The organism is Pseudomonas sp. PB3P13 (assembly GCF_054897735.1).
In genome coordinates this window covers 2,182,997-2,202,756 of sequence record NZ_CM142702.1, presented here as the reverse complement: position 1 = coordinate 2,202,756, position 19,760 = coordinate 2,182,997, and the positions used below count along the sequence as shown (strand labels likewise).

Genomic DNA, 19,760 nt, shown 5'->3' with positions numbered 1-19,760 from the left:
TCGTCTGGCGAAATCTGTGGCGAGGAGGCTTGGTGAAACGTCGCACCGCCCCGTTCGGCTGCGGAGCAGTCGTAAAACCTGCCAATCAGGTCTCACTGATGAATCGAAAGGGCCTGCTTCGCTGCCCAACGGGGGCGAGCCCCCTCACCACAAATGGCTCTCTCGCACAGGTTATGCGTCCTACTCCTGAATCACGTCCGCACCCTTCGGGATGTCGAACTTGAATCGGGACGCGGCAATCGGTTCATTGGCCTTCACGCCCGTGAACAGGATGTTGGTGCGCTGACCGACGCTGTCGATCATCTGCATGTCATTGACCAGACCATTGCGGAACGACAGGCGCAGACTGTCGAACAGGGTATCTTTGGTTTTCGGCTTGAGGGTGAAATCGATCACCCCGCCAGCTTCCTTGGCACTGATATCGAAACTCTGACTGATCTTCGACACGTCGCCGGAAAGCAGCAAGGCCGGGGTCTGGGTCAGGCGTTGATCAAGGTTTTTGATGGTGGCTTGCTCGAGATCCGGGTCCCACAGGGTCACTTTCTTGCCGTCAGAGACCATGGTCTGCTCGGCCGGCGCATCGGTGTGCCAATAGAACAGGCCCGGACGCTGCAGCGCCATCTCGCCGGTGGTCTCCTGCAACTGGGTGCCGCCGCCATCGAGGGTCAGCTGCGAGAAACGTGCGGACAGGGTCTGGGATTTTTCCAGCAGTTGGGTCAGACGCGTCACGTCCTTGTCATCGGCGTGGGCCGAGAACGTGGTCAAAGCCAGTACCGGCAGCAACAGCATGCGGATAAGACGCATGGGAGTCCTCATAACATTCGTGGGAGTGCGGGTGGCGCCCGATGGCGCCCCCCCTTCAAATTCAGATCAGTCGCGAACCGGGCCAGGCGCCAGGACTTCACGCGAACCGTTGGTATTCATGGAGGTCACGACGCCGGCCATTTCCATGGCTTCGATCATGCGTGCTGCGCGGTTGTAGCCGATTTTCAGCTTGCGCTGCACCGCCGAGATCGACGCCCGGCGGCTTTCCAGCACGAACTGCACGGCTTCGTCGTAGAGCGCATCGGTTTCCGCATCGTCGTCACCACCGCCGCTGCCGCCATTTTCGAAACCGCTGCCGGCCTCTTCGACGCCGGCGAGGATGTCATCGTTGTATTCAGGCGCGCCGCGCAGTTTCCAGGCTTCAACCACACGGTGGACTTCGTCATCGGACACGAATGCGCCGTGGACCCGAATCGGCAGGCTGGTGCCCGGCGGCATGTAGAGCATGTCACCGTGACCCAGCAGCTGCTCGGCGCCGCCCTGGTCGATGATGGTCCGGGAATCGATCTTGCTCGACACCTGGAACGCCATACGCGTGGGAATGTTCGCCTTGATCAGGCCGGTGATCACGTCCACCGATGGCCGCTGGGTGGCGAGAATCAAGTGAATACCGGCCGCACGCGCCTTCTGCGCAATACGAGCGATCAGTTCTTCAACCTTTTTTCCGACGATCATCATCATGTCGGCGAATTCGTCGACGACCACGACGATGGTCGGCAGCTTGGTCAGCAGCGGCGCTTCGTCGTGAATGCTTTCGCGTTTGTACAGCGGATCGGACAACGGCTCGCCCGCATCCTGGGCTTCCTTGATCTTGGCATTGAAGCCGGCAAGGTTACGTACGCCCATTTTCGCCATCAGTTTGTAGCGACGCTCCATCTCCGCCACGCTCCAGCGTAGCGCGTTGGCCGCATCTTTCATGTCGGTCACGACCGGGCAGAGCAAATGCGGAATGCCTTCGTAGATCGACAATTCAAGCATCTTCGGGTCGATCATGATCAGCTTGGCGTCTTCCGGCCCGGACTTGAACAGGATCGACAGGATCATCGCGTTCACACCCACCGATTTACCGGAACCGGTCGTACCGGCCACCAGCAAGTGCGGCATTTTGGCCAGGTCGGTGATGACCGGCTTGCCGCCGATGTCATGCCCCAGGGCCAAAGTGACCGGGGATTTGAAGTTGTCGTACTCGGGGGTCGACAGCACTTCGGAGAAGCGCACGATCTGCCGGTCTTCGTTGGGGATCTCGATACCGACCGTGGTCTTGCCCGGAATCACTTCCACCACCCGCACACTGGTCACAGCCAGCGAACGCGCGAGGTCCTTGGCCAGGTTGGAAATGCGGCTGACCTTGACCCCGGCAGCTGGCTGAATCTCGTAGCGGGTAATCACCGGGCCCGGGTGGATCGAATCCACCGAGACTTCCACGCCGAACTCTTTCAGTTTGATTTCCAGCAGATGGCCGACCGCGGCCAGCGATTCCGGGGAATAGTTAAGCTGTTTCTTTTCTGCCGGGTCGAGAATCGAGATCGGTGGCAAGGTGCCTTCAACCGCGCTGTCGACGAACAACGGCGCCTGCTTCTCTTTCTCCACACGCTTGCTGGGTGCGGCAGGCTTCGGTGGCGCGGGGGCAATCACCGGTGGCACCTGCTTCTCGCGTTCCTGCATGTGCTTGCTCAACGCCTGTTCACGCTCGATCAGGCGCTCCTTGACCTTGGCTTGCTCGCGTTTGTCGGTCACCATCGGTGCCACGACGTCATGCACGCGGTCATCGACCTCACGCAGTTGCGCGACCAGCTGCTTGCGCTCGACACGGGCGGTCCACCAGCGATTGGCCGCGCCCTGGAACAGTTCGAACAGGTCGAGGGTGATCTTGCCGGTGACGTCCATCACCTTGAACCACGACAAGTCGGTGAACACCGTCAGCCCGAACAGGAACAGCGCAATGAACAGCAACGTGCTGCCCTGAATATTGAGCGCGTTGCGGGCCAGGTCGCCCAGGCTTTCGCCCAGCGCACCGCCCGCGCCGGCCGGCAAACCGGTCGCGGCGTGAAAATGGATATGAGCCAGCGCAGCACCGGACAGGACCAGAAACACCAGGCCGATCAGACGCCAGGAAAACAGCCAGCCGCTCCATTCCCACGGTTGATGCCGCTGGCGAAAAATCTGATACGCCTTGACCGCCAGTAACAACGGGAAAATGTAGGCGAAATAACCCAGCACCATGAACAGGATGTCGGCGCTGTACGAACCGGCAGGGCCGCCGAAATTCTGTACGTCGTCGATCTTGCTGTTATGGCTCCAGCCCGGATCGTCCTTGCCATAGGTCAACAAGGCCATCATCAGGAACAGGCACAGGGCGCCAATGGCGATCAATGCACCTTCCTTGAGTCGGTAGTGCAATTGCTGGCGCCAGAGCGGCACGACGGCTGGTTTAGGTGCTGCGGTGGATTTCTTCAAAACGCTTCTTTTCCTGCGCCAACGGCGCGTCCATCTGTTGAATGACTATGAAAAACTGCCCAATCCAGGCAGGTGAACAGTGAACCGGCGCAACCCGGAATACTTTTAACACTGCGTTCAGGCTTTTAAAAACTCAGTGCGTACCGAATATTCTGTAACAAGCCGGCATTGTACGGATTTGTTCGCGGGATGCCATGGTCGCGGCTGCCGTGAATGCCCGGATCAACCAGCCTGAATCAGCGGTTCAATTTGAGCATGCATTTTCTTGTGTGACAAAGGCTTATGAGGCGTTGTTATGGACGAAGCGATGCGCGGCCAGTGCCAGGAAACACCCTGACACTCTACCACCGGGCTCGTTTACGACCCTGCCCATACGGGCAAGTTGCAATTGCATCCTGCGATGTCGCGGTTATCCTGAAGGACATCCCGTGCATTTTGACGGCACACCGACGGCGGACCCTGGCCCGCCACCCGCCCTCCCCTTCCGCAAGCCTGAATGCCATGTTGACTTGGTTACAACGTAATACCTTGAGTTTCCCGCCGCTGGACAAAGCCATGCGTGACCCCAACGGGTTACTCGCTGCGGGCGGCGATCTCTGCGCAGATCGACTCATTCAGGCTTACCGGCACGGCTGCTTTCCATGGTTTTCGGAAGGCCAGCCGATTCTCTGGTGGTCACCCGATCCACGCACAGTGCTCTTTCCCGACGAATTGCATGTATCGCGCAGTCTCAACAAATTGCTGCGCCAGCAACGCTATCGGGTGACATTCGATCAGGATTTCGCGGCGGTCATCCGCGCGTGTGCCGCACCTCGCGACTATGCCGACGGCACCTGGATCACGCAGGCCATGCAGGACGCTTACCTTGAGCTGCATCGGCGCGGCTACGCGCATTCGGTCGAAGTCTGGGAGGGTGAGAATCTGGTTGGCGGGCTGTACGGCCTGGCCATGGGGCAGCTATTTTTTGGCGAATCGATGTTCAGTCGCGCGGACAATGCATCAAAATTCGGTTTTGCCACGCTGGTGCGTCATCTGAAAGATTCGGGGTTCGTGCTGATTGATTGCCAGATGCCGACCGACCACCTGCACAGCCTTGGCGCCCGGGCGATTCCCCGCAGGGAATTTGCCGGCTATCTGGCCCGCCACCTCGATCAGCCCGACCGCGCTACCTGGGTTTGCTGAGCGACTTTGGCGTGCGTGGCTTACACTTAACAAAAGCTTATCCCGAGGGTCGATCATGACCGAGTTGGCGCGCTTGAAGTTTTATGCCACTCAGCCCCACTCTTGCAGCTATCTGCCTGAAGAGCAGGCGACGACCCTGTTCCTCGATCCTAGTCAGCCCATGGACGTGCATGTCTACGCGGATCTGTCGGAAATGGGCTTTCGGCGCAGTGGCGATCATCTCTATCGGCCGCATTGCCAAAACTGCAACGCCTGCGTCCCGGCACGCATTCCCGTTGCGCAGTTCACACCCAATCGTCAGCAAAAACGCATTTTCAAGCGCAACCTCGACCTGCAGGTGCGTCCGGCCAAGCCGAAGTTCAGCGAAGAGTACTTCGACCTTTATCAGCGTTATATCGAACAGCGGCATGCCGATGGCGACATGTATCCGCCGAGTCGCGATCAGTTTTCGACGTTCCTGGTGCGTGATCTGCCCTTCTCGCGATTTTATGAGTTTCGCCTCGGAGGCCGGCTGTTAGCCGTGGCAGTAACGGATTTGCTGCCCAACGGCATGTCGGCCGTTTACACCTTCTACGAACCCGACGAAGAACGCCGCAGCCTGGGGCGCTACGCGATCCTCTGGCAAATCGCCGAGGCCCGGCGCCTGCAACTGGAAGCGGTCTACCTGGGCTACTGGATCAAGAACTGCAAGAAGATGAGTTACAAGACGCAATATCGGCCTATTGAACTGCTGATTAATCAGCGTTGGGTCATCCTGAACTAGAACCCCTTGGCTTAAACCCCATTTTTCGGGCACAATGCACGCCGCTTTTGCCTGGCGCAGTTGCACCGGGCCATTCATTGGACACCGAGGGCTTTACTGCATGTCGAAAGAAGACAGCTTCGAAATGGAAGGCACTGTCGTCGACACCCTGCCCAACACCATGTTTCGTGTGGAGTTGGAAAATGGGCACGTCGTAACCGCGCATATCTCCGGCAAGATGCGCAAGAACTACATTCGTATTCTTACCGGTGACAAAGTGCGCGTCGAGCTGACGCCCTATGACTTGAGCAAAGGGCGCATCACTTACCGCGCTCGCTAATCAGGTCAATACAGAACGCCCGGTGTATGCCGGGCGTTTTTGTTTGTCTGAAATTTGATGGATCAACACCATCCCCTGTGGGAGCGAGCTTGCTCGCGAAGGCGGTGGGTCAGCTGCAGTGTCATCGAACATGCTGACGCATTCGCGAGCAAGCTCGCTCCCACGGGTCGGTGCTCGACTCACTGACAGCAAAAAGGCGCCTCTCGGCGCCTTTTGCTTATTGCGGTTAACCGTCAGGCCATCTCCGCCGTCGTCTCGAAGTCAAACGTCAACTCCCCGTCCTTGATGTCGATGTGCACCACACCGCCATGCTCGGCCAGTTCACCAAACAGAATCTCCTCCGCCAGCGGACGCTTGATCTTGTCCTGAATCAAACGAGCCATTGGTCGAGCACCCATTGCCGAATCATAACCGCCCGCCGCCAGCCAACTACGCGCAGCATCGGTTACTTCAAGCAGCACACGCTTGTCTTCCAGCTGCGCCTGAAGCTCGGTAAGGAACTTGTCCACCACGCTTTTGATAACCTCATGACTGAGGCGACCAAACTGGATAATGGTGTCCAGACGGTTGCGGAACTCGGGCGTAAAGCTCTTCTTGATCACCTCCATCGCATCAGAGGAATGATCCTGATGGGTGAAACCGATCGAAGCACGTGCCGCAGTTTCGGCGCCGGCGTTGGTCGTCATGATGACGATCACGTTACGGAAATCCGCCTTGCGCCCGTTGTTGTCGGTCAGCGTACCGTGGTCCATGACCTGCAGCAGCAGGTTGAAGACTTCCGGATGCGCTTTCTCGATTTCATCGAGCAGCAGCACGCAATGAGGCTGCTTGGTAATCGCTTCGGTCAGCAGACCGCCCTGATCAAACCCGACATACCCCGGAGGCGCACCGATCAAACGCGAAACGGTGTGGCGCTCCATGTACTCGGACATGTCGAAGCGAACCAGTTCAATCCCGAGCGCCTTCGCCAGCTGACGCGCCGCTTCGGTCTTACCGACACCCGTCGGTCCTGCGAACAGGAACGAGCCGACTGGTTTGTCAGGCGACTTGAGGCCCGCACGGGACAGTTTGATCGCGGTCGACAGCGAGTCGATCGCAGCATCCTGGCCAAACACGGTCAACTTCAGGTCACGCTCAAGGTTACGCAGCAGCTCTTTATCGGAGCTGGTGACGTGCTTCGGCGGAATCCGCGCGATTTTTGCAACGATGTCCTCGACCTGTGGCACTTCAATACGTTTCACGCGTTTCTCGACCGGCTGCAGACGCTGATAGGCGCCCGCCTCGTCGATCACGTCGATGGCCTTGTCCGGCATATGCCGGTCGTTGATGTAACGCGAGGCCAGTTCGGCAGCGGCGCGCAGGGCTTCGTCAGAGTATTCGATACTGTGATGCTGTTCGAAGCGCCCTTTCAAACCGCGCAGGATACCGATGGTGTCTTCCACCGACGGCTCCGATACGTCGACCTTCTGGAAGCGTCGCGCCAAGGCCCGATCCTTCTCGAAAATCCCGCGAAACTCCTGGAACGTAGTCGAACCGATGCATCGAATATCGCCCGAGGACAGCAGCGGTTTCAGCAGATTCGAGGCATCCATGACGCCACCGGATGCAGCACCTGCACCGATGATGGTATGGATTTCGTCAATGAACAGGATTGCCTGCGGACGTTTTTTCAGCTCATTGAGCAACGCCTTGAAGCGCTTCTCGAAATCACCGCGGTATTTGGTCCCGGCCAGCAATGCGCCCAGATCGAGCGAATACACCACGCTGTTCGCCAGCAAGTCCGGCACCTGGTTGTCGACTATGCGCTTGGCCAGTCCTTCGGCAATCGCGGTCTTGCCCACGCCCGCCTCGCCAACCAGTAGCGGATTGTTTTTACGACGTCGCGCGAGAATCTGCGCGACACGTTCGACTTCCAGCTCACGGCCGACCAATGGATCGATTCGACCCTGGCGCGCGAGTTCGTTGAGGTTGCTGGCATAAGCATCCAGCGGATTGCCTGAAGAAGAAGACTCGCCGCCCTCGTCGTCCTGCATATCTTGTTCACCTTCAGAGTGATCGCCATGCCCCGGCACCTTCGAAATGCCGTGGGCGATGTAGTTGACGACATCGATGCGCGCAACGCTCTGCTGTTTCAGCAGGAACACTGCCTGACTCTCTTGCTCACTGAAGATTGCAACCAGCACATTCGCGCCGGTCACTTCGCGCTTGCCCGAGCTCTGCACGTGAAACACAGCACGCTGCAAAACGCGCTGGAAGCCCAGGGTTGGCTGGGTCTCGCGATCCTCGTCATGAAGGGGGATCAGCGGCGTAGTGGAGTCGATGAACTCCTGCAGATCATGCTTGAGTTTGTCGAGGTTGGCGCCGCACGCACGCAATACGGTGGCGGCAGCCTCATTATCCAATAGGGCCAGCAAGAGGTGTTCGACGGTCATGAACTCATGACGCTTCGAACGTGCCTCTTTGAAGGCAAGATTGAGGGTGACTTCGAGCTCGCGGTTTAACATAGCTTCACCTCATACCCAAGTGGTCGGCGATTAACCGTCCTTCTCGATTTCACAGAGCAGCGGATGCTGGCTTTCCCGGGCGTACTGGTTGACCTGCATGGCCTTGGTCTCGGCGATGTCGCGGGTAAACACTCCACATACTGCCCGTCCTTCTGTATGGACGGCCAGCATGACCTTGGTCGCCAGCTCGCGATTCAGGTTAAAAAACACCTCGAGCACTTCGACGACGAAATCCATCGGTGTGTAGTCATCATTAAACAAAACCACCTTGTACATCGGCGGCGCCTGTAACGCAGGCTTGGCCTCCTGAACAGCAATGCCTGCGGAATCGTCGTCGTGTTCCTCCGGGCGATCTTTTTGGAGAGTCGGGCGATCCTGATTGAATGTTAGTCGAATCTGGCTGATTGCATGCATGGAAAGAAAGGTTCGTCTGTGGTTCAAATACAGTGGTGGGGGCGGGCCGCGGCGATTTCAACTCCGACCGCCTCGTCACCTTGACTATCGGCAAAACGGTGTTACAACCAATAGAGCCCACAGTGGGTAAAAAAGGTCCGCTGAGTCAATCTTATTTATCGGATTCGATTGCGGATGTACTGGATGATACTCCAGTGATGGAGTCTGTAGCAGAGGGATATGGGTATGTCAGTTGTCCGGGTCAGTGGCAAGGTGAAATGGTTCAACAACGCCAAGGGTTACGGTTTCATCCTTGAGGAAGGCAAGAGTGAAGACCTGTTCGCTCACTATTCGGCCATCAAGATGGACGGTTATAAAACCCTCAAAGCCGGCCAGGCCGTGGTCTTCGAAATAATCCAGGGGCCGAAGGGCCTGCACGCCGTGAACATCTGCGAGGCTCAGGAAACTCAGCCAGCTTTCGCTCCCGCTGACGAAACAACTGTTACAGCGTAATTCGAGCATTCTCCGGCCAGAAAAAAACCGCCCGACTCAGTGACCAAGTCGGGCGGTTTTTTTGTTATTGCAATTCGCTTACATATGCGAAATCAGCGCCTCACCAAACCCGGAAGACGATACGAGCTTCGCGCCGTCCATCAGACGCTCGAAATCATAGGTCACGGTTTTGGCGGAAATTGCGCCGTTGGTGCCTTTGATGATCAGGTCAGCCGCTTCAGTCCAACCCATGTGACGCAGCATCATTTCGGCGGACAGGATCAGCGAACCCGGGTTGACCTGGTCTTTGCCGGCGTATTTCGGCGCAGTACCGTGGGTGGCTTCGAACATGGCCACGGTGTCGGACAGGTTGGCACCCGGTGCGATACCGATGCCACCCACTTCCGCCGCCAGAGCGTCGGAGAGGTAATCGCCGTTCAGGTTGAGGGTCGCGATCACATCGTATTCGGCCGGGCGCAGCAGGATCTGCTGGAGCATGGCATCGGCGATGGCATCCTTGACGACGACATTCTTGCCGGTTTTCGGATTCTTGAATTGCATCCACGGACCGCCGTCGAGCAGGGTCGCGCCGAATTCTTCGGCCGCCACTTCGTAGGCCCATTCCTTGAAGGCACCTTCGGTGAACTTCATGATGTTGCCTTTGTGCACGATGGTCAGCGAGTCGCGGTCATTGTCGACCACGTATTGCAGGGCCTTGCGCGCCAGACGCTTGGTGCCTTCCAGGGAAACCGGCTTGACGCCGATGCCACAGTTCTCGTCGAACCGGATCTTGGTGACGCCCATTTCTTCTTTGAGGAACTTGATGACCTTGATCGCTTCCGGCGAACCGGCCTTCCACTCGATACCGGCATAAATGTCTTCCGAGTTTTCGCGAAAGATCGTCATGTCGACGTCGCCAGGCTTTTTGACCGGGCTAGGCACGCCTTCGAACCAGCGCACCGGGCGCAGGCACACATAAAGGTCGAGTTGCTGACGCAGTGCCACGTTGAGCGAACGGATGCCGCCACCGACCGGCGTGGTCAGCGGGCCCTTGATGGAAACCACGTAATCCTTGACTGCGTCGAGGGTTTCCTGAGGTAGCCAGGTGTCCTGATCGTAAACCTGAGTCGCTTTCTCCCCGGCGTAGACTTCCATCCAGGAAATTTTGCGCTCGCCGCCGTAAGCCTTCTTAACAGCAGCATCGACAACCTTGATCATGACCGGGCTGATATCAACACCAATACCATCACCTTCGATGAAGGGGATAATCGGGTTGTCAGGAACATTGAGAGAATGGTCCGCGTTGACGGTGATTTTGTCGCCGTCGGCTGGAACCTGAATCTTCTTGTATCCCATGCTGAACTCCATTGTTTGGATTGGACATCTGGCTTCGTCCGAGCGTACCCCAGTTGAATCAGCACGCAAACCCTATGTTCCAGCCATCTGGCGCAAAGCTGCGCCGTTCGCGACATACAAGCCTGAAAGCAAAGGGAAAAGCGCCAAACTCAAGCATGTTCGACGACTCACCGTGCCCCGCTGCCCTGCGACCTTTAGACCAATGGACGAGAATCGTCACCTATGAACCATCGGCAGATTGCCAGCTACCTATGTATAATGCCGCCCGCTGACCACAGAGTCACGACGGCCGACCTCTCTACGACGAGACTTCCGGCCCGAAAAGCAGGACTGTTATCGCAGTCCACCCGCTGCCGCTCGACTGATGCACCCAACATCACCGCGCACAATCTCGACATTCGGCTCATGGATGACTTTGAACGAACGCGCTTACCCGGCGCCCCTCGAGTTTCTGCGCACGCTTAGCAAAGAAGAGAGAGTTAATCCGAATATGCCCACCCGCTCGAAGATCATCTATACCTTCACCGACGAAGCCCCAGCCCTCGCCACCTATTCACTGTTGCCTATCGTAGAAGCGTTCACCGCTTCGGCTGATATCGCCGTTGAAACCCGCGATATCTCTCTTGCAGGGCGCATCCTGGCCAGCTTCCCCGAGCAATTGGGCGACAAAGCCGTAGCCGACCACCTCGCCGAACTGGGCGACCTGGCCGTTACGCCTGAAGCCAACATCATCAAACTGCCGAACATCAGCGCTTCGGTTCCGCAGCTGCAAGCCGCGATCAAAGAACTGCAAGCACAGGGCTTCGCGCTGCCGGACTATCCGGAAGCCGTGACCAGCGACGCTGACAAAGAAGCCAAATCGCGCTACGACAAGATCAAGGGCAGCGCCGTGAACCCGGTTCTGCGCGAAGGCAACTCCGATCGCCGCGCACCGCTGTCGGTCAAGAATTACGCGCGCAAGCACCCGCACAAAATGGGCGCCTGGGCTGCCGATTCCAGGTCCCACGTTGCGCACATGAGCAGCGGTGATTTCTACAGCAGCGAGAAAGCTGCCCTGATCGACGCAGCTGACGTTGTCAAAATCGAACTGCTCGCTCAAGACGGCACCACCACCGTCCTGAAAGAAAAGACCACCGTGCAAGCCGGTGAGATCCTCGATTGCGCCGTCATGAGCAAAAACGCCCTGCGCAGCTTCATCGCAGCGGAAATCGAAGACGCCAAGGCCAAAGGTGTATTGCTGTCGGTTCACCTCAAAGCCACCATGATGAAGGTCTCCGACCCGATCATGTTCGGCCAGATCGTTGCAGAGTTCTATAAAGATGCATTGGCCAAGCACGCTGACGTGCTGGCACAGATCGGCTTCAACCTGAACAACGGCATTGGCGATCTGTACGCTCGCATCAAAGCCCTGCCGGCTGAGCAGCAAGCGCAGATCGAAGCAGACATTCAGGCGGTCTACGCCGTTCGTCCGTCGCTGGCGATGGTCAACTCCGACAAAGGCATCACCAACCTGCACGTGCCGAGCGACGTGATCGTCGACGCCTCGATGCCGGCGATGATCCGTGACTCCGGCAAGATGTGGGGCACTGACGGTCAGTTGCACGACACCAAGGCGGTGATCCCGGATCGCTGCTACGCCACCATTTACCAGGCGGTGATCGAAGACTGCAAGGTCAACGGCGCGTTCGATCCGACCACCATGGGCAGCGTGCCAAACGTTGGCCTGATGGCGAAAAAAGCCGAAGAGTACGGTTCGCACGACAAGACGTTTCAGATCAAGACCAACGGCGTCGTCCGCGTCACTGACAGCAAGGGCGCCCTGCTGCTGGAGCAATCGGTGGAAGCCGGTGACATCTTCCGCATGTGCCAGACCAAAGATGCGCCGATCCAGGATTGGGTCAAACTGGCCGTCAACCGCGCTCGCGCGAGCAGCACGCCAGCGATTTTCTGGCTGGACCCGATGCGCGCTCACGATGGCGTAGTGATCGAAAAAGTTCAGGCCTACCTGAAGGATCACGACACGGCCGGTCTGGATATCCAGATCATGGCGCCGGTCGATGCGATGAAGTTCACCCTGCAGCGCACTCGCGACGGCAAGGACACCATCTCGGTGACCGGCAACGTGCTGCGCGACTACCTGACTGACCTGTTCCCGATCATGGAACTGGGCACCAGCGCCAAGATGCTGTCGATCGTGCCGCTGATGAATGGCGGCGGTCTGTTCGAAACCGGCGCCGGCGGTTCGGCACCCAAGCACGTTCAGCAACTGCTGGAAGAAAACTTCCTGCGCTGGGATTCGCTGGGTGAGTTCCTCGCCCTGGCCGCGTCCCTTGAGCATCTGGGTGTGACGTACAACAACCCGAAAGCGCTGGTGCTGGCCAAGACCCTGGATCAGGCCACTGGCCAGTTCCTCGACAACAACAAGTCGCCATCGCGCAAAGTCGGCAACATCGACAACCGCGGCAGCCACTTCTACCTGGCGCTGTACTGGGCTCAGGCCCTGGCCGCCCAGACTGAAGACGCAGCACTGCAAGCGCAGTTTGGCGAACTGGCCAAGACCCTGACCGAGAACGAGGCAACCATCGTTGCCGAGCTCAACGCCGTTCAGGGCAAGCCAGTGGACATCGGCGGTTACTACCACGCCAATGCCGAGCTGATCAGCAAGGCCATGCGCCCGAGCAACACCTTCAACGCGGCAATTGCTGCGCTGGTGTAAGGTTGTAAGGAAGCAAAGAAGCCCCGGCCCAGTGCCGGGGTTTTTGTTTCTGACTGGCGCTGCCTCTGCTACACCTTCCAACAAGACCGAGGTAAGTTCATGGATTGGAAACCCCACATCACCGTCGCGACCATCGTCGAAGACAACGGCCGCTTTCTCATGGTCGAAGAGCTCAAGGGCGGGCGCATGGTGCTCAATCAGCCCGCGGGTCATCTTGACCCGGACGAAACGCTGATTGACGCCGCCATCCGCGAAACCCTCGAAGAAACCGGCTGGGACGTTGAACCCGCCGGCATCGTGGGCATTTACCTCTACACCGCGCCAAGCAACGGCGTGACCTATCAGCGGATTTGTTTTACCGCCAAACCGCTCCGGCATCACCCCGACTATCAGTTGGACGAAGGCATCGTCGGCGCCAAGTGGCTGACGCGTGAGGAATTAATCGAACAGCGGGGCAATTGGCGCAGTGAACTGATCATCCGCTGCATCGATGATTATCTGGACGGCAAACACTTCGGCCTCGAATTGATCCGCCCTTCTCTTTAGCCTTGTGGCCTTGGGCCTGCTAGAATCGCGTCCTTTTTCAAGACACTCGTTGAATCCCTATGCGTGATCCAGCCCCTTCTGACACACAAAAGAAGCGCGTCATTGTCGGCATGTCCGGCGGCGTGGACTCTTCCGTTTCCGCTCTCCTGCTGATCGAGCAGGGTTACGAGGTGGAAGGCCTGTTCATGAAGAACTGGGAAGAAGACGATGGAACGGAGTACTGCACCGCCATGGACGACCTGGCGGACGCTCAGGCCGTGTGCGACAAGATTGGCATCAAGCTGCACACCGCCAACTTCGCCGCCGAGTACTGGGACAACGTGTTTGAGCACTTCCTGGCCGAATACAAGGCCGGTCGCACGCCGAACCCGGACATCCTCTGCAACCGCGAGATCAAGTTCAAGGCGTTCCTCGACTACGCGATGATGCTCGGCGCCGACCTGATCGCCACCGGTCACTACGTGCGCCGTCGCGACATCGACGGCCGTACCGAACTGCTCAAGGGCCTCGATCCCAACAAGGACCAGAGTTATTTCCTGCACGCCGTTGGCGGCGAGCAGATTGCCAAGACGCTGTTCCCGGTCGGCGAGCTGGAGAAACCTGAAGTGCGCGCGATTGCCGAGAAGCACGACCTCGCCACCGCGAAGAAAAAGGACTCCACCGGCATCTGCTTTATCGGCGAACGTCGTTTCAGCGACTTCCTCAAGCAGTACTTGCCGGCCCAGCCCGGCGAGATCAAGACCACCGAAGGTGAAGTGATCGGCCGTCACCACGGCTTGATGTATCACACCATCGGCCAGCGTCAGGGTTTGGGCATCGGCGGCTTGAAAGACGCCGGTGACGAGCCGTGGTACGTGCTGATCAAGGACCTGGAACACAACGAACTGATCGTCGGCCAGGGCAACGATCACCCGTACCTGTTTTCCCGCGCCCTGCTCGCTTCAGACATGTATTGGGTCAACCCGATCGATCTGAGCGAGCCGCGCCGGCTGACCGCCAAGGTGCGATATCGCCAAAGTGACCAGCCCTGCACGCTGGAAAAAACCGCCACCGGTTACCGCGCAACCTTTGATGACCCGCAGCGCGCAGTCACACCCGGCCAGTCCGTGGTGTTCTACGACGGCGAAATCTGCCTCGGCGGCGGCGTGATCGAAGTGGCCGAGCCGTGGACCAGCAGCACGCAACCCCAGAGCCAGGCCCAATGAATCCGACTCAGGAGCAACTGACGGCGCTGGGCGGCGTCTTCCTCGCCGCCGTGCTGGTCGACAGGATCGCCAAGACCGGGCAGACCACCGAAGCCGGCCTGACCTGCATGCTCGGCAGCCTGCTGATTCGCGACCCCAAGGACACGCTGGAAGTCTACGGCGGCGACGACCTCAATCTGCGGGAAGGTTACCGCGCACTGATCGGCGCCCTCGAGCGTGATCCGAGCACCCTGCAGCGCGAACCTTTGCGTTACGCGCTGGCAATGCTTGGCCTTGAGCGGCAACTGGCCAAACGTGACGACATGCTGGACGAGATCGGCAAGCGTCTGCCGCAGATCCAGGCTCAGGTCGAGCACTTTGGCACGGCGCACGAAAACGTGATTGCGGCGTGCGGCGCGTTGTATCAGGACACTTTGAGCACATTGCGCCAACGGATTCAGGTGCACGGCGACATGCGCAATCTGCAGCAACCGAGCAACGCCTCGAAGATCCGCGCCCTGTTGCTTGCCGGCATTCGTTCGGCGCGCCTGTGGCGACAGCTGGGCGGTCATCGCTGGCAACTGGTGATCAGCCGACGCAAATTGCTTAAAGAGCTCTACCCGTTGATGCGCAACAGCTGAACCACCTGTTGTAGCCTGTAACGCGTAAGACGCTGGTCAGTTGGCAACGGACCGGCGGTTTTTTTCATGTATGATACGCGCCCCATTTCGTTGCCCGACTGTCCGAGAACACCCTATGCAGCTTTCTTCGCTCACTGCGGTTTCCCCTGTTGACGGCCGCTACGCCGGCAAAACCCAGGCCCTGCGCCCGATTTTCAGCGAGTACGGCCTGATCCGTGCTCGCGTCCTGGTTGAAGTGCGCTGGCTCCAGCGCCTGGCCGCTCACCCTGGCATCAGCGAAGTGCCGGCGTTCTCCGCCGAGGCCAACGCTGTACTGAACACCCTTGCGCAAAACTTCTCTCTGGACCACGCCGAGCGCGTCAAAGAGATCGAGCGCACCACCAACCACGACGTCAAAGCCATCGAATACCTGCTCAAAGAGCAAGCCGCCAAACTGCCAGAGCTGGCCGCCGTCAGTGAATTCATCCACTTTGCCTGCACCAGCGAGGACATCAACAACCTGTCCCACGCCTTGATGCTGCGCGAAGGCCGTGATGATGTGATACTGCCGCTGATGCGCCAGACCTGCGATGCCATCCGCGAACTGGCCATCCGTTTTGCCGACGTGCCGATGCTGTCGCGCACCCACGGTCAACCGGCTTCGCCAACCACGCTGGGCAAAGAGCTGGCGAACGTGGTTTACCGTCTGGAGCGTCAGGTCGCTCAGGTCGCTGCCGTCCCGCTGCTGGGCAAGATCAACGGCGCTGTCGGCAACTACAACGCGCACCTGTCGGCCTACCCGGACATCGACTGGGAAGAAAACGCCCGCGCCTTCATCGAAGACGAGCTGGGCCTGGGCTTCAATCCGTACACCACGCAGATCGAACCGCACGACTACATTGCCGAACTGTTCGACGCGAATGCACGTTTCAACACCATCCTGATCGACTTCGACCGCGACATCTGGGGCTACATTTCCCTCGGTTATTTCAAGCAGCGCACCATCGCTGGCGAAATCGGTTCGTCGACCATGCCACACAAGGTCAACCCGATCGACTTCGAAAACTCCGAAGGCAACCTGGGTATCGCCAACGCGCTGTTCCAGCACCTGGCGAGCAAGCTGCCGATCTCGCGCTGGCAGCGTGATCTGACCGACTCCACCGTACTGCGCAATCTCGGCGTCGGGTTCGCTCACAGCGTGATCGCCTACGAAGCCAGCCTCAAAGGCATCAGCAAACTGGAGCTCAACGCGCAGAAAATCGCCGCTGACCTGGATGCGTGCTGGGAAGTACTGGCCGAGCCGATCCAGACTGTGATGCGTCGCTACAACATCGAAAATCCGTATGAAAAGTTGAAAGAATTGACCCGTGGCAAGGGCATCAGCCCTGAAGCGCTGCAAACTTTCATCGACGGTCTGGACATGCCAGCCGCGGCGAAGGCCGAGCTGAAATTGCTGACCCCGGCAAACTACATCGGCAACGCCGCGGCACAAGCCAGACGCGTCTGATCGACCGCTGTACCCGTTTGAGACGCCCGGCTGCGCCGGGCGTTTTTATTCCCGTCTGGAAAGTACATTTTTTCAATAGGTTACACATGAATCCTGATATTCCTCTTCAACTTCTGGGCGGCATCACGGCGCGCGAGTTCCTGCGCGACTACTGGCAGAAAAAACCGCTGCTGATCCGCCAGGCGATTCCTGATTTCGAAAGCCCGATCGACGCCGACGAACTGGCCGGTCTGGCGCTGGAAGAAGAAGTTGAATCGCGCCTGGTGATCGAGCACGGCGAGCGTCCCTGGGAATTGCGCCGCGGCCCGTTCGCTGAAGATGAATTCAGCAAATTGCCGGAAACCGAGTGGACTTTGCTGGTGCAAGCCGTCGACCAGTTCGTGCCGGAAGTCAGCGAAATGCTTGAGCACTTCCGCTTTCTGCCGAGCTGGCGCATCGACGATGTGATGATCAGCTTCGCTGCCCCGGGTGGCAGCGTCGGTCCGCATTTCGACAACTACGACGTATTCCTGTTGCAGGGCCACGGCAAGCGCAACTGGAAAATCGGCCAGATGTGCGATTCCGAGAGCCCGCTGCTGCAACATGCCGATCTGCGCATACTCGCGGATTTTGAAGCCACCGATGAATGGGTTCTGGAACCGGGTGACATGCTCTACCTGCCACCGCGCCTGGCCCATTGCGGCGTAGCCGTCGATGACTGCATGACGTATTCGGTGGGTTTCCGCGCACCGAGTGCCGCTGAAGTGTTGACCCACTTCACCGACTTCCTCAGCCAGTTCCTGCCGGACGAAGAGCGCTACACCGATGCTGACGCCCTGCCCGCTGCTGATCCGCATCAGATTCAGCACGATGCTCTGGATCGCTTGAAGGGCCTGCTGGCCGAGCACATGAGCGACGAGCGTCTGCTGCTGACCTGGTTCGGCCAGTTCATGACCGAACCGCGCTACCCGGAGCTGGTGGTGGGCCCGGAAGAAATCGAAGAAGAAGACCTGCTCGCCAGCCTTGAACAAGGCGCAGTGTTGATTCGCAATCCGAGCGCGCGTCTGGCCTGGTCCGAAGTCGACGACGACCTGCTGCTCTTCGCCAGCGGCCAGAGCCGTTACCTGCCGGGCAAGCTGCGTGAGTTGCTGAAGATGATTTGCGCCGCTGATGCGCTGCACGCCGACAACCTCGGTGATTGGTTGAACGACGAAGACGGTCGCTGCCTGCTGTGTGAACTGATCAAGCAAGGAAGCCTGGGGTTTGCTGATGAATAAAATTCACGTACGTGTCGCAGACTGGCAAAAGGACAACGCCGAGATCCGGCGCATTCGTGAGACGGTGTTCATCGCCGAGCAATCCGTTCCACCTGAACTGGAATGGGATGCTGACGACGCGACAGCGGTGCATTTCCTCGCATTCGAAGGCGACTTCCCGATTGGCACCGCGCGCTTGCTGCCCGATGGCCACATCGGCCGAGTGTCGGTGCTGAAAGACTGGCGCGGCTTGAAAGTCGGCGATGCGCTGATGCAGGCCGTGATCGGTGAAGCGGAGCAGCGCGGCTTGAAGCAGCAGATGCTAAGCGCACAGGTGCAGGCCACGGCGTTCTATGAGCGCCTGGGTTTCAGCCTGGTCAGTGAAGAGTTTCTGGAAGCAGGGATTCCGCATGTGGACATGGTGCGGCATTCGGCCTGAGAACCTGCGGCAGAAGGTCTGAGATTTTGAGGCATCACGTCCAAATCTTGTGGCATAGGGTTCAAGATCTTGTGGCATAAACTCCAAGATCTTGTGGCATAGGGTTCAAGATCTTGTGGCACAGGGTAGAAGATCTTGTGGCGAGGGGGCTTGCCCCCGTTGGGCTGCGCAGCGGCCCCAAGTTTTATGGGGCTACTGCGTAGCCCAACGGGGGCAAGCCCCCTCGCCACAACGTTCTGAAGAACACCACAAAACGCCCCGCCGTCTTCGGATGCCGGGGCGTTTTGCTGTCCGGGATTCAACTTGCCCCACGCCGGGCCGACAAACTGGCAATATCAACACTTCAAGATGTCGGAGATAACGGACATGTTCCTACGAACCCTGCTCACCACATTGCTGCTGACCTGCAATATTCCGGTCATGGCCGCCACCGAAATCGTGCCGCTGAACTATCACACCAGCGCCGACATGCTTCCGATGGCGCAGGATTTCATCGGCAAGGACGGTCAGGTCAGCGCCTATGGCAACCAGCTGATCGTCAACGCCGATCAGCGCAGGATCGACGAACTTAAAGCCCTTGTCGCTCAGCTTGATATCGCGCCAAAGCGGTTGCTGATCACCGTCGACACCAATGAAAACAACGTTCAGGGAGATCAAGGCTACTCGGTGAACGGTGCCAGGCCGAGCCAGACGCGAATCATCAATCGCAGCACCAACAGCCGTGACGGGGGCATTCAGCAAATCCAGGCCAGCGAAGGTTCCCCGGCGTTGATCCAGGTTGGCCAGAGCGTGCCGCTCACCAGTAGCCGTGCCGATTCCTACGGCGATCTGCAAAGCCAGACCGAATACCGCAACGTCACGCAGGGTTTCTATGTCACCGCCAGCGTTACCGGCGACATCGTTCACCTGTCGATCAGCACCAATCGTGATCGTATGAGCCAGGAACGCCCCGATGTAGTGAACGTGCAAAGTACCGACACAACTGTCACCGGACGTCTCGGCGAATGGATCATGCTGGCCGGCGTCAATCGCCAGACCCAGGCCGACCAACAGGGCCTGACCCGCAGCTACTCGACTCAAGGCCGCGATGACATGATCTTGCGGGTGAAAGTCGACACCTTGGACTAAACCACCGAAAACTGACTGATTAGTCGTATCGGAGCAAATATGTAGTGCTCGAAAAAAAGCACTACAAAACGTTTGACGATCGAAAAAAGCAAAG

17 protein-coding genes are annotated in these 19,760 nt (G+C 58.5%); 12 read left to right on the top strand and 5 right to left on the bottom strand.

Features of this window, described 5'->3' with window-relative positions:
* Positions 1-180: 180 nt before the first annotated feature.
* Positions 181-804: an outer membrane lipoprotein chaperone LolA gene (gene lolA / locus ACYZT1_RS10110; protein ID WP_462018798.1), complete on the bottom strand. Its 624-nt coding sequence runs from the start codon at positions 802-804 to the stop codon at positions 181-183.
* Between the two features lie 66 nt (positions 805-870).
* Positions 871-3,282: a DNA translocase FtsK gene (locus ACYZT1_RS10105; protein WP_462018797.1), complete on the bottom strand. Its 2,412-nt coding sequence runs from the start codon at positions 3,280-3,282 to the stop codon at positions 871-873.
* A gap of 501 nt (positions 3,283-3,783) precedes the next feature.
* On the opposite strand from ACYZT1_RS10105, the gene aat reads away from it, so the two are divergent.
* The 3 genes from aat (at position 3,784) to infA (ending at position 5,546) form a co-directional block, all read left to right on the top strand.
* On the top strand, positions 3,784-4,464 hold the full coding sequence (gene aat, locus ACYZT1_RS10100; RefSeq protein WP_462018796.1) for a leucyl/phenylalanyl-tRNA--protein transferase: 681 nt from the start codon (positions 3,784-3,786) through the stop codon (positions 4,462-4,464).
* 55 nt (positions 4,465-4,519) lie between these two features.
* Positions 4,520-5,227 (top strand): arginyltransferase, encoded by a 708-nt coding sequence (locus tag ACYZT1_RS10095; RefSeq protein WP_462018795.1) that lies wholly within the window; start codon positions 4,520-4,522, stop codon positions 5,225-5,227.
* Between the two features lie 100 nt (positions 5,228-5,327).
* Positions 5,328-5,546 (top strand): translation initiation factor IF-1, encoded by a 219-nt coding sequence (infA, locus tag ACYZT1_RS10090; RefSeq protein ID WP_002553999.1) that lies wholly within the window; start codon positions 5,328-5,330, stop codon positions 5,544-5,546.
* A gap of 233 nt (positions 5,547-5,779) precedes the next feature.
* Here the strand turns inward: infA and clpA are convergent, their stop codons facing one another.
* A complete protein-coding gene (gene clpA / locus ACYZT1_RS10085; protein ID WP_150582726.1) occupies positions 5,780-8,050 on the bottom strand; it encodes an ATP-dependent Clp protease ATP-binding subunit ClpA in 2,271 nt (756 codons plus the stop codon).
* A 30-nt stretch (positions 8,051-8,080) separates the two neighbouring features.
* Positions 8,081-8,464, bottom strand: a complete 384-nt coding sequence (gene clpS, locus ACYZT1_RS10080) for an ATP-dependent Clp protease adapter ClpS (protein WP_020799529.1) — start codon at positions 8,462-8,464, stop codon at positions 8,081-8,083.
* 225 nt (positions 8,465-8,689) lie between these two features.
* Here clpS and cspD point away from each other — a divergent pair, with 225 nt between their 5' ends.
* A complete protein-coding gene (gene cspD / locus ACYZT1_RS10075) occupies positions 8,690-8,956 on the top strand; it encodes a cold shock domain-containing protein CspD (protein ID WP_462018794.1) in 267 nt (88 codons plus the stop codon).
* Positions 8,957-9,034: 78 nt separating this feature from the next.
* Here cspD and icd read toward each other — a convergent pair whose 3' ends face one another.
* A complete protein-coding gene (gene icd, locus ACYZT1_RS10070) occupies positions 9,035-10,291 on the bottom strand; it encodes an NADP-dependent isocitrate dehydrogenase (RefSeq protein ID WP_462018793.1) in 1,257 nt (418 codons plus the stop codon).
* 490 nt (positions 10,292-10,781) lie between these two features.
* Between icd and ACYZT1_RS10065 the strand changes: the two genes are divergently transcribed.
* From ACYZT1_RS10065 to ACYZT1_RS10030, 8 genes are all read left to right on the top strand, one after another.
* Positions 10,782-13,007 (top strand): NADP-dependent isocitrate dehydrogenase, encoded by a 2,226-nt coding sequence (locus ACYZT1_RS10065; RefSeq protein ID WP_462019221.1) that lies wholly within the window; start codon positions 10,782-10,784, stop codon positions 13,005-13,007.
* Positions 13,008-13,106: 99 nt separating this feature from the next.
* Positions 13,107-13,553: an NUDIX hydrolase gene (locus tag ACYZT1_RS10060; protein WP_462018792.1), complete on the top strand. Its 447-nt coding sequence runs from the start codon at positions 13,107-13,109 to the stop codon at positions 13,551-13,553.
* A gap of 59 nt (positions 13,554-13,612) precedes the next feature.
* A complete protein-coding gene (mnmA, locus tag ACYZT1_RS10055; protein ID WP_462018791.1) occupies positions 13,613-14,758 on the top strand; it encodes a tRNA 2-thiouridine(34) synthase MnmA in 1,146 nt (381 codons plus the stop codon).
* Positions 14,755-15,378: a high frequency lysogenization protein HflD gene (gene hflD, locus ACYZT1_RS10050; RefSeq protein WP_462018790.1), complete on the top strand. Its 624-nt coding sequence runs from the start codon at positions 14,755-14,757 to the stop codon at positions 15,376-15,378. Before mnmA ends, hflD begins: the two co-directional genes overlap by 4 nt.
* A gap of 115 nt (positions 15,379-15,493) precedes the next feature.
* The gene (gene purB, locus ACYZT1_RS10045) at positions 15,494-16,864 is read left to right on the top strand and encodes an adenylosuccinate lyase (protein ID WP_462018789.1); all 1,371 of its coding nucleotides are present in this window, start codon (positions 15,494-15,496) and stop codon (positions 16,862-16,864) included.
* Between the two features lie 86 nt (positions 16,865-16,950).
* The gene (locus ACYZT1_RS10040) at positions 16,951-18,120 is read left to right on the top strand and encodes a ribosomal protein uL16 3-hydroxylase (RefSeq protein ID WP_462018788.1); all 1,170 of its coding nucleotides are present in this window, start codon (positions 16,951-16,953) and stop codon (positions 18,118-18,120) included.
* A complete protein-coding gene (locus tag ACYZT1_RS10035) occupies positions 18,113-18,538 on the top strand; it encodes a GNAT family N-acetyltransferase (RefSeq protein WP_462018787.1) in 426 nt (141 codons plus the stop codon). The genes ACYZT1_RS10040 and ACYZT1_RS10035 overlap by 8 nt, the downstream gene beginning before the upstream one ends.
* Before the next feature lie 366 nt (positions 18,539-18,904).
* Positions 18,905-19,666, top strand: coding sequence for a secretin N-terminal domain-containing protein (locus ACYZT1_RS10030; RefSeq protein WP_462018786.1), 762 nt, complete (start codon positions 18,905-18,907; stop codon positions 19,664-19,666).
* Positions 19,667-19,760: the final 94 nt, after the last annotated feature.

Excerpts from the sequence above, each read along its gene's own strand:
- ACYZT1_RS10030 (WP_462018786.1), top strand. The coding sequence starts at position 18,905 with ATGTTCCTACGAACCCTGCTCACCACATTGCTGCTGACCTGCAATATT.
- lolA (WP_462018798.1), bottom strand. The coding sequence starts at position 804 with ATGCGTCTTATCCGCATGCTGTTGCTGCCGGTACTGGCTTTGACCACG.
- icd (WP_462018793.1), bottom strand. The coding sequence starts at position 10,291 with ATGGGATACAAGAAGATTCAGGTTCCAGCCGACGGCGACAAAATCACC.
- cspD (WP_462018794.1), top strand. The coding sequence starts at position 8,690 with ATGTCAGTTGTCCGGGTCAGTGGCAAGGTGAAATGGTTCAACAACGCC.
- ACYZT1_RS10035 (WP_462018787.1), top strand. The coding sequence starts at position 18,113 with ATGAATAAAATTCACGTACGTGTCGCAGACTGGCAAAAGGACAACGCC.
- aat (WP_462018796.1), top strand. The coding sequence starts at position 3,784 with ATGTTGACTTGGTTACAACGTAATACCTTGAGTTTCCCGCCGCTGGAC.
- infA (WP_002553999.1), top strand. The coding sequence starts at position 5,328 with ATGTCGAAAGAAGACAGCTTCGAAATGGAAGGCACTGTCGTCGACACC.
- mnmA (WP_462018791.1), top strand. The coding sequence starts at position 13,613 with ATGCGTGATCCAGCCCCTTCTGACACACAAAAGAAGCGCGTCATTGTC.
- ACYZT1_RS10065 (WP_462019221.1), top strand. The coding sequence starts at position 10,782 with ATGCCCACCCGCTCGAAGATCATCTATACCTTCACCGACGAAGCCCCA.
- ACYZT1_RS10040 (WP_462018788.1), top strand. The coding sequence starts at position 16,951 with ATGAATCCTGATATTCCTCTTCAACTTCTGGGCGGCATCACGGCGCGC.
- clpA (WP_150582726.1), bottom strand. The coding sequence starts at position 8,050 with ATGTTAAACCGCGAGCTCGAAGTCACCCTCAATCTTGCCTTCAAAGAG.
- hflD (WP_462018790.1), top strand. The coding sequence starts at position 14,755 with ATGAATCCGACTCAGGAGCAACTGACGGCGCTGGGCGGCGTCTTCCTC.
- ACYZT1_RS10095 (WP_462018795.1), top strand. The coding sequence starts at position 4,520 with ATGACCGAGTTGGCGCGCTTGAAGTTTTATGCCACTCAGCCCCACTCT.
- clpS (WP_020799529.1), bottom strand. The coding sequence starts at position 8,464 with ATGCATGCAATCAGCCAGATTCGACTAACATTCAATCAGGATCGCCCG.
- ACYZT1_RS10060 (WP_462018792.1), top strand. The coding sequence starts at position 13,107 with ATGGATTGGAAACCCCACATCACCGTCGCGACCATCGTCGAAGACAAC.
- purB (WP_462018789.1), top strand. The coding sequence starts at position 15,494 with ATGCAGCTTTCTTCGCTCACTGCGGTTTCCCCTGTTGACGGCCGCTAC.